Origin of the sequence: Xenorhabdus anantnagensis, from assembly GCF_028598555.1 — a bacterium.
GTDB classification, from domain to species: Bacteria; Pseudomonadota; Gammaproteobacteria; order Enterobacterales; family Enterobacteriaceae; genus Xenorhabdus; species Xenorhabdus anantnagensis.
Genome location: NZ_JAQRFN010000003.1, coordinates 107,050 through 121,508 on the forward strand (window position 1 = coordinate 107,050; position 14,459 = coordinate 121,508).

At 43.6% G+C, this 14,459-nt stretch carries 10 protein-coding genes and 1 pseudogene; 7 read left to right on the plus strand and 4 right to left on the minus strand.

Annotated features, from left to right (window positions below; all coding sequences use genetic code 11):
- Positions 1-23 precede the first annotated feature (23 nt).
- The gene (gene queA, locus PSI14_RS03605) at positions 24-1,148 is read right to left on the minus strand and encodes a tRNA preQ1(34) S-adenosylmethionine ribosyltransferase-isomerase QueA (RefSeq protein WP_273574449.1); all 1,125 of its coding nucleotides are present in this window, start codon (positions 1,146-1,148) and stop codon (positions 24-26) included.
- Positions 1,149-1,252: 104 nt separating this feature from the next.
- On the opposite strand from queA, the gene PSI14_RS03610 reads away from it, so the two are divergent.
- From PSI14_RS03610 to ggt, 3 genes are all read left to right on the plus strand, one after another.
- Positions 1,253-1,840, plus strand: a complete 588-nt coding sequence (locus tag PSI14_RS03610; RefSeq protein ID WP_273574450.1) for an acyl carrier protein phosphodiesterase — start codon at positions 1,253-1,255, stop codon at positions 1,838-1,840.
- A gap of 221 nt (positions 1,841-2,061) precedes the next feature.
- Positions 2,062-2,664, plus strand: coding sequence for a peroxiredoxin C (locus PSI14_RS03615; protein ID WP_092517121.1), 603 nt, complete (start codon positions 2,062-2,064; stop codon positions 2,662-2,664).
- 257 nt (positions 2,665-2,921) lie between these two features.
- A complete protein-coding gene (gene ggt / locus PSI14_RS03620) occupies positions 2,922-4,682 on the plus strand; it encodes a gamma-glutamyltransferase (RefSeq protein ID WP_273574451.1) in 1,761 nt (586 codons plus the stop codon).
- A 148-nt stretch (positions 4,683-4,830) separates the two neighbouring features.
- On the opposite strand, the gene brnQ is transcribed toward ggt, so the two are convergent.
- The 3 genes from brnQ to phoB all read right to left on the minus strand — a co-directional run bounded on the left by brnQ (position 4,831) and on the right by phoB (position 8,671).
- Positions 4,831-6,171: a branched-chain amino acid transport system II carrier protein gene (brnQ, locus tag PSI14_RS03625; RefSeq protein WP_273574452.1), complete on the minus strand. Its 1,341-nt coding sequence runs from the start codon at positions 6,169-6,171 to the stop codon at positions 4,831-4,833.
- A gap of 381 nt (positions 6,172-6,552) precedes the next feature.
- Complete coding sequence (gene phoR, locus PSI14_RS03630; protein WP_273574453.1) at positions 6,553-7,863, minus strand: phosphate regulon sensor histidine kinase PhoR; 1,311 nt, start codon at positions 7,861-7,863, stop codon at positions 6,553-6,555.
- 118 nt (positions 7,864-7,981) lie between these two features.
- Positions 7,982-8,671 (minus strand): phosphate regulon transcriptional regulator PhoB, encoded by a 690-nt coding sequence (gene phoB / locus PSI14_RS03635; RefSeq protein ID WP_273574454.1) that lies wholly within the window; start codon positions 8,669-8,671, stop codon positions 7,982-7,984.
- 276 nt (positions 8,672-8,947) lie between these two features.
- Here phoB and sbcD point away from each other — a divergent pair, with 276 nt between their 5' ends.
- From sbcD to PSI14_RS03655, 4 genes and pseudogenes are all read left to right on the plus strand, one after another.
- Positions 8,948-10,165, plus strand: a complete 1,218-nt coding sequence (gene sbcD, locus PSI14_RS03640; protein WP_273574455.1) for an exonuclease subunit SbcD — start codon at positions 8,948-8,950, stop codon at positions 10,163-10,165.
- A gap of 17 nt (positions 10,166-10,182) precedes the next feature.
- Positions 10,183-13,893 carry an AAA family ATPase gene (locus PSI14_RS03645; RefSeq protein WP_273574456.1) on the plus strand — a complete coding sequence of 1,237 codons (3,711 nt, stop codon included), beginning with the start codon at positions 10,183-10,185 and terminating at the stop codon, positions 13,891-13,893.
- A 21-nt stretch (positions 13,894-13,914) separates the two neighbouring features.
- Positions 13,915-14,004: pseudogene (locus PSI14_RS03650) on the plus strand (type II toxin-antitoxin system HicA family toxin); the annotation flags it as partial.
- Positions 14,005-14,064: 60 nt separating this feature from the next.
- Positions 14,065-14,457 carry a type II toxin-antitoxin system HicB family antitoxin gene (locus PSI14_RS03655; RefSeq protein WP_273574457.1) on the plus strand — a complete coding sequence of 131 codons (393 nt, stop codon included), beginning with the start codon at positions 14,065-14,067 and terminating at the stop codon, positions 14,455-14,457.
- Positions 14,458-14,459 lie beyond the last annotated feature (2 nt).

Genomic DNA, 14,459 nt, shown 5'->3' on the forward strand with positions numbered 1-14,459 from the left:
TAGAATCTTTTATTCCAAACTATTTATTTCGATACCGCTGCTTCCGATGCTACCAATTCTTCCGATGCGACTAATTCTTTTGAAGCTACCAATTCTTTTGAAGCCACAGTATTGCGATTGATAAACATCGCATCACCATAACTGAAAAAGCGATATTTTTCTGTTACCGCTTCTTTATAGGCATTCATGGTGTTTTTATAGCCCGCAAACGCCGAAACCAGCATGATAAGTGTGGATTCTGGCAAATGGAAATTCGTAATCAGTGCATCTACAACCTGATATTCAAATCCAGGGTAGATAAAGATCTGGGTATCATCAAAAAATGGCGCGATAACCCCATCCTGGCAAGCTCTCGCGGCACTTTCCAGTGAACGGACGGATGTTGTTCCTACAGCAATAATTCTATTGCCACGCGCTTTACATGCCAGTACCGCATCCACAACATTCTGTGGCACTTCAGCATATTCGGCATGCATCACATGATCTTCGATAGTTTCTACCCGCACCGGCTGAAAAGTACCCGCACCAACGTGCAAAGTGACAAAGGCCATTTCAATGCCTTTTTCACGCAGGGCAGCCAGAAGAGGCTCGTCAAAATGCAATCCGGCAGTCGGTGCAGCCACCGCGCCCGGGCGTTCGCTATAGACTGTCTGATACAACTCGCGATCCGCATCTTCATCAGGACGATCAATATAAGGAGGCAGAGGCATGTGACCAATTTGATCCAAAATGGTCAACACATCACGCTCATCATCAAAACGGATTTCAAACAAAGTATCGTGGCGCGCCAGCATCGTTGCCTTAACGCTCTGAGTTTCACCGAGAATAAGTTCAGCGCCTTCTTTCGGTGCCTTGGAAGCCCGAACGTGAGCAAGCACTCGCTTATTATCCAGTATCCTTTCGACTAAAACTTCCAATTTTCCGCCCGTTGCTTTATGGCCAAACAGGCGCGCAGGAATGACGCGGGTATTATTGAAAACCAACAGATCACCGGCTTCCAGCTTATCCAGCACATCAGTAAAAATACCGTGCGTCAGCTTTCCTGTTTCACCATCAAGGGAAAGCAGGCGACAAGCACTTCGCTGCGGCTGGGGATAGTGAGCAATTAGCTCTTCTGGCAGTTCAAATGTAAAATCAGCGACACGCATTTTATCTGTATCATTCAAAAAAACAGGCGGACTAGTCTAGTGCTGCAAACGCAAGGGTGCAACAAAGAAGCACCTAGTTTAACTATTTACGGTATACTCCCACTATGAATTTTCTCGCACACCTTCATTTAGCTGCATTATCAGAAAGTTCTTTATTGGGGAATTTGATGGCGGATTTCGTCCGAGGTTCTCCAGAAGGCGCATTCAGTTCTGACGTTGTAGCGGGTATCCGTATGCACCGTCGGGTAGATAGCTTGACGGACAAGCATCCGCTTGTCACAGAAGCACGCAAATTATTCCGCTACGAATATCGACGCGTTGCACCAATTACGCTTGATATCATCTGGGATCACTTTCTTTCCCGACATTGGAACAAATTTGAAAAAAATTACTCTCTGCCAGAGTTTGTCAATTTTGCCCGCAACAATATAGAACCTCATCTCGCTTCAACACCTGAAACATTTCAAGAACTGAACAATTATCTCTGGTCACAGAACTTGCTCATCCGTTATGCCGATATGTCATGCATCGCCAATGTTTTGCAGAGCATGGCACGCAGGCGCCCGAAATTATCCGCACTGGCGGGATCATATCAGGATATAGAAAATCATTACCTTGATTTTGAGGCACTATTTTGCCGATTCTATCCAGAAATGATGACACTGGCATCAAATAAGCGTTTACTTGAGTAGGAGGTTTTCCAGACCTCATATTTTGCATATCTTGTATTTTTCACAACTTGCACTTTTCATAAATAGCTTTATCTTATGTAGGCTAAAAGGAATTAAAAACAAATTATTGATAGGTAAAATCTATTACATTGATTGGTATTTTATCCTTTATTGCTATACCCTAATTCCTTATGCTGTAACCCGTTTTTACATAACACCTTTTAAAATCACAGGAGTCAATTATGGTTTTAGTAACCCGCCAAGCCCCTGACTTTACAGCTGCTGCAGTTCTCGGTAACGGTGAAATCGTTAATAACTTCAATCTGAAAAAACACCTGAATGGCCGCCCTGCTGTTATTTTCTTCTGGCCAATGGATTTCACTTTTGTCTGCCCTTCTGAGCTGATCGCTTTCGATCATCGCTATGAAGAATTCCAGAAACGTGGCGTTGAAGTTATCGGTGTATCCTTCGACTCTGAGTTCGTTCACAACGCATGGCGTAAAACCCCAATCGACAACGGCGGTATTGGCGAAGTCAAATACCCAATGGTCGCTGACATCAAACGTGACATCATGAAAGCTTACGGCATTGAGCACCCAGAAGCTGGCGTTGCTCTGCGTGGTTCTTTCCTGGTTGACAAAAATGGTGTTGTTCGTCATCAAGTGGTTAACGATCTGCCGCTGGGCCGTAACATTGATGAAATGCTGCGTATGGTTGACGCTCTGCAATTCCACGAAGAACACGGCGAAGTTTGTCCTGCACAATGGGCGAAAGGTCAGGAAGGTATGGGCGCTTCACCTGAAGGCGTAGCAAAATACCTGACCAAAAACGCTGACAAGCTGTAATATCCGTCAAGCTTAAATAGTTCATAACATTTGAACTACCATAAACCAGCCGCTCAGTCGGCTGGTTTTTTATACTTAATTCAATCTCCTTTCCTTTCTGCTCATCTAGCTGAAATTTCTTATTTTATTGACTACCCCATAGAAAATTACCTTCCAAAAATCCTGAGCTTTAGATAAGGTAAATTACACATTCACAACACAAACACTACAACCTTTCAAATCTATTAACAGTAATCTTACCCTCAGGAGAACAACACATGTTCAAAACATGGAAAATTCCACTTATAGCTGTATCCCTACTCATTTCCACCCCACTTTATTCTGCTACTGAACCTGCTGTTGAGGCCAAACAGGGTATGGTTGTCAGCTCACAACACCTTGCTTCACAAGCTGGCATCGATATTCTCAAAATGGGCGGAAACGCCATTGATGCCGCTGTTGCTGTTGGATATGCCCAAGCAGTGGTTAATCCTTGCTGCGGCAATATTGGCGGTGGCGGCTTTATGACCATTCATCTCGCCAATGGCAAAGATACTTTCATTAATTTCCGTGAAACAGCCCCTGCCGCAGCCAGCGCTGACATGTATCTGGACAAAGACGGAAATGTTATCAAAGGTGCCAGCCTGTATGGTTATAAAGCGATTGGTGTACCGGGCACAGTTATGGGACTTGAAGAGGCATTGAAAAAGTACGGTACATTGACCCGCGAACAAGTCATGGCACCGGCCATCAAACTGGCACGCGAAGGCTATATTCTTACTCGTGGCGATACTGATGTTCTGGACACCACAGTTAAGCGTTTCGCTCAAGATCCGGAAGCTGCCCGTATTTTCCTGCGCAAAGATGGTACGCCATTCGAACCCGGTGACAAACTCATCCAAACAGATTTGGCTAATACACTGGAAATGATTGCCAAACAAGGGCCTGATGCTTTTTATCACGGCAAAATCCCCCAGTTAGTTGAAGCAGCATCAAAAAAATCAGGAGGAATTATTACCGCAGCAGATTTTGCCAATTACCACATCACAGAAACAGCTCCCGTCACTTGCAGTTACCGTGGCTATAAATTCATTTCTTCTCCACCTCCCAGCTCTGGTGGTGTTACGTTATGTGAGATATTGAACATAGTTGAAGGCTATGATCTTAAATCCATGGGATTCAACTCTGCTGCCTATATTCATACATTGACCGAGTCCATGCGCCACGCCTATATGGATAGAAATACCTATCTGGGCGATCCAGCATTTATCAACAACCCCCTTGATCGGCTGTTGAGTAAAAGCTATGCAGAATCGATCAGAAAAGAAATCCAGCCCAACAAAGCCACTCCATCAGTGAATATTCAGCCGGGCATCAGCCCTCATGAAAAACCAGAAACCACACATTATTCCGTAGTGGATAAAGAAGGAAACGCAGTATCAACAACTTATACCATTAATGGACGCTTTGGGGCTGTCGTTATTGCACCAGGGACAGGCTTTTTCCTAAACGATGAAATGGACGACTTTACAACTAAAGTTGGCGAGAAAAACCTGTATGGGCTAGTACAAGGTGCAACCAATTCAATCGCCCCTGGTAAGCGCCCACTATCATCCATGAGTCCAACACTCGTGACCAAAGATAATAAAATCTTTCTGGTCTTAGGTTCACCGGGAGGCTCACGCATTATCTCCATCACGCTACAAAGTGCCCTGAATATCATCGACTTCAACATGCCACCACAAGAAGCCGTCAATAGTCCACGAATCCACCATCAATGGCTACCTGATGAAGTTTATTATGAGCAACGTGGTCTGTCGAAAGACACTCTGAATTTACTGGAAAAAATGGGTTACAAAATGGTGGAACAGACACCATGGGGAGCGACAGAATTAATCATGATCGGATTACCGGGCGCAGCCGGTGTGACCCCGGATTCATCAGGCAATGATTCAGCTGTATCCGGTATTGTCCGTGAAGGTTATATCTACGGTTCCAATGATGTACGGCGACCTGCCGGTGCCGCCATTGGTTATTAATTCAGCATAAATAAACAAGGGTGAGTTGTTTTTAACAACTCACCCTTCTCATCTCTATATCACCACTTATATCATGAACAGAACCTTGTATCATGAGCGGGCTTATGGCGTTAGCAGGTAACCGTTTGTAATGAGCAAACCTTACTTCCTACTTTTCGTCATGCTGCACTTCATACTTTGGGAGTTTTACTCCTCCTATGATGCGGTCATAAATAGCACATACAGCAATAGTCAGCGCAGTAGGCAGTAACCAAGCCAGACCTTGATCTGCCAGTGGCAGATGCTTCGCCCACTCAGGCAGTAAATGAGACAGATACTCAGAAGATTTTACTGCATCCAAAAGCCCGAACAGCAAGCTAATAGACATTGCAGGTGCCAAAATGCGTGTGGAGTTATGCCACCAGCGAATTGTAAAACTCAGCAATATCAGCACGATACATGGTGGATAAATTGCCGTCAGTACTGGAATTGAGAACTTAATCAAATGGCTTAAACCCAGATTAGAAACCAGCATCGAGAACGTACCCAAAATCAGCACCAGAGTACGATAGGACAACGGCAAATAACGGCTGAAAAATTCAGAGCAAGCACAAGTCAAACCAACAGCGGTAACCATACAAGCAATGAAAATCAGCACCGCGAGGAAGAAACTACCATAGTTACCAAAAACATTTTGGACATAGGCATGCAAAATCACCGCACCATTTTCTGCTGTAGGCACTAATGTACCGCTGCTTTCCCCTAGTTTGAATAAGGAAAGATACACCAGCGCCAAACCAAGACCTGCAATCAGACCAGCCCACATGGCATAACGAGTCAATAGGGAAGAAGCCTCAACCCCTCTGGAACGTGCTGCATTGACAATCACAATACCGAATACCATTGCGCCCAGCGTATCCATTGTCAAATAGCCATTGACAAAACCATTTGAAAACGGAATTTCCTGATAGGTTTCAGTGGCAGGAATAGGCCCCCCAGCTGGCCATAGCACAGCCGCAATACCCAAAATTGCCAATGCCAGAATTTTGATTGGAGCCAATATATGACCGACGCTATCCAGCAGCTTGCCCGGATACAATGAAATCAGCATCACTAGCGCAAAATAGATCACGCTATAGATGAATAGAGGAAGCTCACCCGTTCCGGTAAGAGGTGCAATACCCACTTCAAAAGAAACCGTTGCGGTTCTTGGGGTTGCAAACAGAGGGCCAACAGCCATATAGCAGACAGTTGCCAGAATCAAACCTGCAACTTTTCCAATGGGTGAACTGAGTGCCTCAATTCCTCCACCCACTTTCGCCAAAGCGATTACAGTAATGACTGGCAAGCCAACAGCAGTTAGCAAAAAGCCTACTGCAGAAATCCAAACATTCTCTCCTGCCTGCAAACCAACCATAGGCGGAAAAATAATATTTCCCGCTCCAACAAACAAGGCAAAGGTCATAAAACCTAATGCCCAAATATCCTTAGATGATAAACGGTGTGTCATAATGATTGTCAATGTATTATTGCCAAAAGAAATGCATGTGCGATAGTCATATCGCAAACACTTGAATTTTCACTGGCGAGACTGAATTCTGATTTAACAGTGAGTGATAAACATAATATTCACTGATAGACGCAAGATACAGAATGATAGTGGTGATACAGCTAGAATCGCCAACAACAGCCCACAAGTAAAACTTTTATAGCGTCAAAAGGCAAGGGTCAAACCAAAAACCAGAACAATATTCCAAACTAATTTTTAAAATTAGTGATTATTGTTATCTATCATTGAATACACACTATATGATTTGCATACTTCTTGTTCACATTGATTAATAAATCATTTTTTTGTCCGTATTGTTATCATTTAGTTATATTAAGCTTGTCATTTTCTTATGAAATTTTTTTTAGCAGAAACGATAAGCCGAGACGCCAATAGAAAACTAAAAACAGATCCTTTCCCTAAGGCACTCGAAATATCAAGATGAGTATTGTAGTGATGCAATGCATGTTTCACTATCGCCAAACCTAACCCACTGCCCCCAGTCTGACGCGAACGGGAACGATCTACACGATAAAAGCGCTCTGTCAGGCGCGGTAAATGTTCAGCGCTAATTCCATCACCATTGTCTTTCACTTTGAACAGGGCACCCTGAGAAACATGTTGCCAACTAACCTCAATTCTTGTTCCCGGAGGAGTATGTTTAATAGAGTTGTAGACAAGATTGGACATTGCACTGCGCAATTGTTCTTCATTACCGAAAACTTTCAGCTTTTCATCAATGCTAAACACAATATCGTACTGCTCATTACCCAAGGCCAGAGCCTCCTGCTGCAATATTTTCAAAATATTAGGAACATCAACAACTTCATTCATATCCACTTGTGGCCCCACTTCAATTTTGGAAAGATGCAACAGTTGCTGAACCAGATTATCCATTCTCCGTATTTGTTCCTGCATCGTACCAACGGCTTTTTGATTTAATTTATTGCCGGACGCCTGATCCTCCATCATCTCCAAATAACCTTGCAGTACAGTAAGCGGTGTTTTCAGTTCATGACTCACATTGGCAAAAAAATCCCGTCTGGCATTTTCCAGCTGTCGTTTTTGGGTAATATCGCGTGCGACCATCAATAATTGTGTCTCGGAATAAGGCATGATGCGGAATTCCATCATATTTCCATTATTCAATTCGATGGATAGAGGGCGGGAAAAATCATTCGCCGTGATATAACGGCTGAAATCAGGGTAACGAAGTAGATTGAAGATATGCTGACCATTATCCTCAGGCCAGCGAAACCCAAGTAAATGTTGTGCCAGACGATTACACCAAAAAATATTGCCTTCCGTGGTCATCATCACAATGGCATCCGGCAGTGATTCAGCCCCACTGCGAAATCGCTTGATTAATAATGCCAGTTCACGGCGCCGTTTGCGATTGCGTTGCTGCATCTGGTAAATACCATAAAAGATAGGTTCCCAGCCGCCATGACCGACTGGCGGTAACGTACTGCGGTCCAGCCATAACCAATCGGATAACTTCAACAAATTATAGCCATGCCATACCAGAGCTAAAAATAGCGCGATAACCAGCAACCCTGCCAAGTGACCAATAAAAAGAGACAAAATGACAGCAGGTAAGCAAAAAAGCACAAGGCCCAATACCAACTTTTTCCAAAACAAACGCTCAAGCACGCTACTTTACTCCGGAATCAAAACACTAAGACTGAATTATTATCCACTACCCCAATGCCAACATCATCAATCAACACTAACGAAACTCATCGCTCTCAACAGTGGACATCAATAACGGTCAATAACGGACAGAAAAGCGGTATCCTGTACCACGCACAGTCTGTACCATCTTATCGTGATCTCCTATCTCCAACGCTTTGCGTAAGCGTCGAATATGGACATCAACCGTGCGATCTTCCACATAAACATTTGTTCCCCACACATAATTGAGTAACTGTTCGCGGCTATAAACACGCTCAGGGTGAGTCATAAAAAAGTGGAGAAGTTTGAATTCAGTTGGCCCCATTTCCAAATCCTGTCCCTGACTGGAAACGCGGTGGGATGACGGATCCAGAATCAATCCATCCATATCTATAATATCTTCTGCCTCCATAGGTGAAAGACGACGCAAAACGGCCTTGACGCGGGCAATCAATTCCTTGGGTGAAAAAGGTTTCGTTATATAGTCATCAGCACCGACATCTAAACCACGTACCCGATCTTCTTCTTCTGCCCGGGCAGTTACCATAATGACAGGGATCGTCTTGGTATTATTATCCCGTTTCATTTGCCTGATAAGTTGTGTTCCCGATCCCCCAGGAAGCATCCAGTCCAATAATACCAAATCTGGATAAGGCTCAGACAAACGTCTTATTGCCATATCGTAATCTTCGGCTTCAATGGCCTGATAACCGTTTTGCTCCAGTATAAAACAAACCATTTCACGAATCGGTACTTCATCTTCAACTACCAAAATACGTTTCACCATGGTTAACCCTGCTAATATCATTAAGGTCAGCAACATTTACTTTGAAATAGTATGGGTCAATTTTATGACAATTTTATGAAAACTATTATTTCTTAATCATCAAGAAACAAACCGACTCTCAAAAAAATCTTGTACCTTTGTCATATTTCATTATGGATGCGAACCCGCTCGAAAATTCAGTAAAAGAAGCTGAATTGCACAGGACATCCCTCACACTACCATTATAATTAGCGCCTGTAACAGGTAAGAAAAACACACAGGCAACGGCGGGAAATCATGCGAATCATTCATACATCGGACTGGCATCTTGGCCAATATTTCTTTACCAAAAGCCGCTCCGCAGAGCATAAACACTTTTTACAGTGGCTGATTGAAAAAATAGTGCAGCATCAGGTTGATGCACTGATTATTGCCGGCGATATCTTTGATACAGGCTCTCCTCCCAGCTATGCACGCGAACTTTATAACCAATTCATTGTGACACTACAGCCCACAGGCTGCCAGCTTGTCATTCTTGGAGGAAACCACGATTCCGTTGCCACACTCAACGAATCAAAATCCCTCCTTTCGTACATGAATACTACTGTGATTGCCAATACTGAATCCGAAGATATAACGCAACAGATAAAAATTCTGAATAACAGAGATGGTAATACAGGAGCGATTCTCTGCGCCATTCCCTATCTGCGTCCACGGGATATCATGACTAGTCAGGCGGGGCAATCTGGCGTACAAAAACAACAAGCATTACAAGATGCCATCACCGAACATTACCACAAGCTCTACCAACACGCTTGTGCATTACGTGAACAACTCGGCCAGTTATTACCGATCATTGCCACAGGTCACCTCACTACAGTGGGGGCTTCCACTACGGATTCCGTTCGCGATATCTATATTGGTACATTAGATGCCTTCCCTGCACAGGCATTTCCACCCGCTGACTATATTGCATTGGGGCATATCCATCGCCCGCAAGTCATCGGTAAATCAGAGCATATCCGCTACAGTGGTTCCCCTATTCCGCTCAGTTTTGATGAAGTGGGACAAGAAAAAAGTGTCTGCTTGGTAGACTTTCAATCAGATAAGCTCAATAGCATCACACTCCTGCCAATACCCCATTATCAACCGATGCAGCTTATTCGTGGGAATCTGAAACACATCGAAGAGCAATTACAGGCTTTCAAGGAATATCAGGGAGAACGGCCTGTTTGGCTGGATATTGAAGTCGCAACTCAAGATTACCTGCCCGATATCCAAAAACGCATCCAGACCTTGAGTGAAGGTCTGCCGGTTGAGATCATCCTGCTACGCCGCAGCAAAAGCGCCCGTCAATTTTCACTGTCTGAACAAAATAAAGAAACACTCACCGAACTGAGCGTAAATGAAGTCTTCGAGCGTCGTTTGGCGCTGGCAGAAATAGACGATCTTTCCCAGAAACAACGCCTGACCACCCTGTTTAAACAAACGCTGGATGATATTTCTCAGCAATAACATGAAGAGAACATGCCATGAAAATTCTTAGCTTACGGCTGAAAAATATCAACTCCCTGCAAGGTGAATGGAAAATTGACTTTACGGCAGAACCATTTTACAGCAATGGGTTATTTGCCATTACCGGCTCAACTGGCGCAGGAAAAACCTCCTTGTTGGATGCCATTTGCCTCGCCCTTTACCATGAAACCCCAAGACTCGGCACCATTTCTGCCTCTCAGAATGAATTAATGACCCGCCATGCCGCAGAGTGTCTTGCTGAGGTGGAATTTGAAGTCAAGGGCGTCGCTTATCGAGCCTTTTGGAGCCAGCGCCGTGCCCGCAATCAGGCAAATGGGAAGCTCCAGCCACCAAAAGGAGAATTAGCCCTCAAAAAAGAGGGAAAAATCTTGGCTGATAAGCTCCCAGAGAAAAAAGAAAAAATTGCCGAAATAACCGGACTGGATTTTAGTCGTTTTACTAAATCCATGCTTTTATCACAGGGGGATTTTGCCGCATTTTTAAATGCGCAGGATAAAGACCGGGCAGATTTATTGGAAGAGCTAACCGGAACAGAAATTTACGGTATTTTGTCCCAAGAAATTTATCAACGCCATAAGGAAGCACAATCTGCGCTGAACATCCAACAAGCTAAAGCCTCCTCCATTGAATTACTTACACCAGAACAACAACAAACATATCAAAATCAACAACGACAACTTATTGCAGAAGAAGCCCAACTCAGTCAACAAATGAAAGCGTTGCAAACTGCCGAGCAGTGGCTATTTCGACGTAATGAACTACAACAATCACTAGTAAGCAATGCTTCCCTTTTGCAACAAACCGAGCAAGCCATTCAAGAAGCTCAGCCTCAATTGCAGCAACTTGCCGTCAGCGAACCAGCAGAGAAAATCCGCCCGTTGTGGGATGCACAAAACCGGGGCACTCATGAGAAACAGCGGCTTACTGAACAACGTACAAAAATAGAGAATGAACGCCAGCAACAACTGGAAATGCAGCAACCTGCGGAACAACAACTGATACAGTTGGAAAAAATTCGGGCAGAGCACCAACATCATCAAAATCAGCAAGAAAAGCTCATCTCAGAGCAAATTATGCCGCTCGATCATAAAATTGATATTCAATCCAAAGATCTGCTAAAACTTGAAAAAGAGATCGCAGGGCAAGACCGCGATTTCACTGACATATTATCCCAACACCAAATCGCCCAAAATCAAACAACTATCTTGAATAATGAGCAAAAGGCGTTGGAATCCTATTATGAGCAGCACCCTTATTACGGCAATTTAGATAGCAAACTGCCTGAATGGAAACAGTTATTCACTCGCCAGAAAGAGCGACAAGACAAAATAACCCAACTCACCCAAAGTACCCAACAAATCGCGTCTGAGCTTACCCGCACAACCGATCATTTAAATACATTGAATGCGGAATTAGCTAAACAACAAGAACAGCACCAAACACTAGACAACCGCGTTGCCTCTGCTGAAAAGCAACTCATAGTTTTACAGCACAAGCACCCTTTGGAACAGTTACAGAAAAACTCAGAAGATTATCAGAAACAATTGGCATCACAGAACCAACTGGAGATCTTGCTTCCCCAGATCCAACAGTTTCAAACTGTGATCACGGCTGATCAGAATCAATTGATACAATCTCAAGCATTGATAAAAGCTTTACCGGATCAGATCGCAACCCTCAACCAACAATTAGCAGACAAACAGCAACATTATGATGATCTCACTAACCGAATTCGTTTAGAGCAGCGGATCGTCAGTTTGGAAAAAGAACGAGCACAATTAAAAGAAGGTGAATCTTGTCCGCTTTGCGGCTCAACTCATCATCCTTTAATCAGCGAATACCAGAATATTGCGCTACCACACTCAGAAGAGCGTTTGAAAACTCTGCGCCAACAGATTGATCAACTTCAAGAAAATCGCACAGCTCTACAGCAAAAACAACAAATTCAGCAGCAACACAGCGAACAATTCCAACAAAATATTGCACAATGCAACGCTAAATTGACCGAATTGGTCAAACAGTGGAATCATCATTGCCAGCAGCTACAAGCAATAGAATTACCGATGGATGAAAAGTCGGTTAATCACTTTATCAGTCAGCGGCAATCTGCTTATCACCAGCATCAGGCGCAGCAGGAAGCGCTCTTGCAGGCAGAAAAAAACTATCAAACGGCCGAAAAAGCACTTACCGCCAACCGAGAACAATACCAAGCATGTGAAAAGACCATCGAGCTGGAAAAGTACAAACTGGATTCAGCCCAGAAACAATTGACAGAGAAGACGACAGAAACCCAACAAATAGAAGCCGATTACGCAGCTACATCACAGCAATTAACTACAGAGTTACAGCCAACACCTTTCTCACTTCCCTCCCATCAGGAAACAGAAAACTGGCTGCAACAACGTGAGCAAGAATCAAAAAACTACCATGATTCACGTAAAAAATGGCAGCAACTACAAAATGAACAAGCAGCCTTGCAAAGCAAAGTGAGTGAATTAGACAAGCAAAAAAATAAGCTAACTACCCATATTCATACTTTAAATGAGCAACAGCAGCAGCAAAAGTTGTTATTGGAACAAACATGTCAGGAACGTCAGCGTTTATTTGGCGAACAATCCATAATTGCTGTTCGTCAGGCTTTGCAGCAAAAAACCAATGAACTGGAAGTGGCCTGCAAGCAGGCTGCCATCCACCTGCAAAAACTGCAAAACAAAATGAGTCAATTAACCGGCGCTGCCAGTGAAATTGAAAAAAGCCACACCGCAGCCGAAGCAAACTGCAAACTTGCTGCCAGTCAATTCCAAACAGGCTTGGAGAAGCAAGGTTTTCCTGATCAATTATCTTTTGAACGGGCTTTATTGGAACCGGAACAACGGGAAAAATTACAACAGTTACAGGAAAAGCTTGAACAGCAACAATTGCAAGCCAAAACACGGCATCAAGAATCTCAAATAGCTTTACAGCGGCATACAGAAATGCAGCCTCAGTTACCTGAACAATACGCACTTGAACAATATGCACTTGAACAATATGAAGACCAGCAATTATCCGCCGTGTTGGCGGACGTTACGGCTAAGTTGAAATACAACAATCAACAACAAGGTGAAGTCAGAACCCTATTGAACAGCGATGCAACTCGCCGTCAGCAACAGCAGGAATTGCTAGCACAAATCACTCTTTCACTACAAAACTATGATGACTGGAGTTATCTCAATAATCTCATTGGCTCTGCGGATGGTGCTAAATTCCGCCGTTTTGCTCAAGGACTGACATTGGATCACCTTGTACATCTGGCTAATATCCGGTTGGAAAAATTACATGGACGTTACTACTTGCAACGCAAAGATGACGGCAGTCTGGAATTACAAGTCGTTGATACTTGGCAAGCAGATGCCATTAGGGATACCAAAACTCTTTCCGGAGGGGAAAGTTTCCTTGTCAGTCTAGCCCTTGCTCTCGCCTTATCTGATCTAGTCAGTAACAAGACCCAGATAGAGTCCCTATTCCTTGATGAAGGCTTTGGCACACTTGATCCTGAAACCCTGGATATTGCTCTGGATGCATTGGATCACCTTAATGCCTCAGGAAGAACCATCGGAATAATCAGTCATGTCGAAGCCTTAAAAGAACGTATCCCTGTTCAGATCAAAGTGGAAAAAAAGAATGGATTGGGATTCAGTCAGTTAGCGCCAGAATTTCGGGTTTAAACACAGAGATTAGCTATTAAATTTGCTGTCGTGATAACAGTGCCGCATCCGCGTAAAGATCTTAAACAAGGAACTCTCAACAAGATTAGAAAAGATGCAAAACTCAAATAATCCAGTTAACAAATAACGAATTATCCTGACAAAGCACACAAGTAAAAATGGAATGAAATTATGTTATATCCAGCATTTATCGTAATAGATCAAGATGGTAGCGCCAGTGGTTGGTTCCCTGATGTTGCTGGGTGCATCTTTGCTGGTGACACACTTGAAGAAGCACATGCTGCGATCAATGCACATTTCGAGTTAATGAAAGAGCAAAACCTGGAATTCCCATTTCCAAAAACCATGCAAGAGCACCTCATAGAAAATGATAATGAGTACCAAAATGGGCAATCGCTTTTAATCCCTGTAGACATGAGTCAGTTCGAAGATAAAACAGAGCGTATTAATATCACACTACCATTGCGTTTGATTAATCGTATTGATGCCAAAGTTAAACAGCATCCTGAGTATGGCAGCCGCAGTGCATTCTTAGCTCTGGCTGCGCGTAAAGCATTGCAATAAAT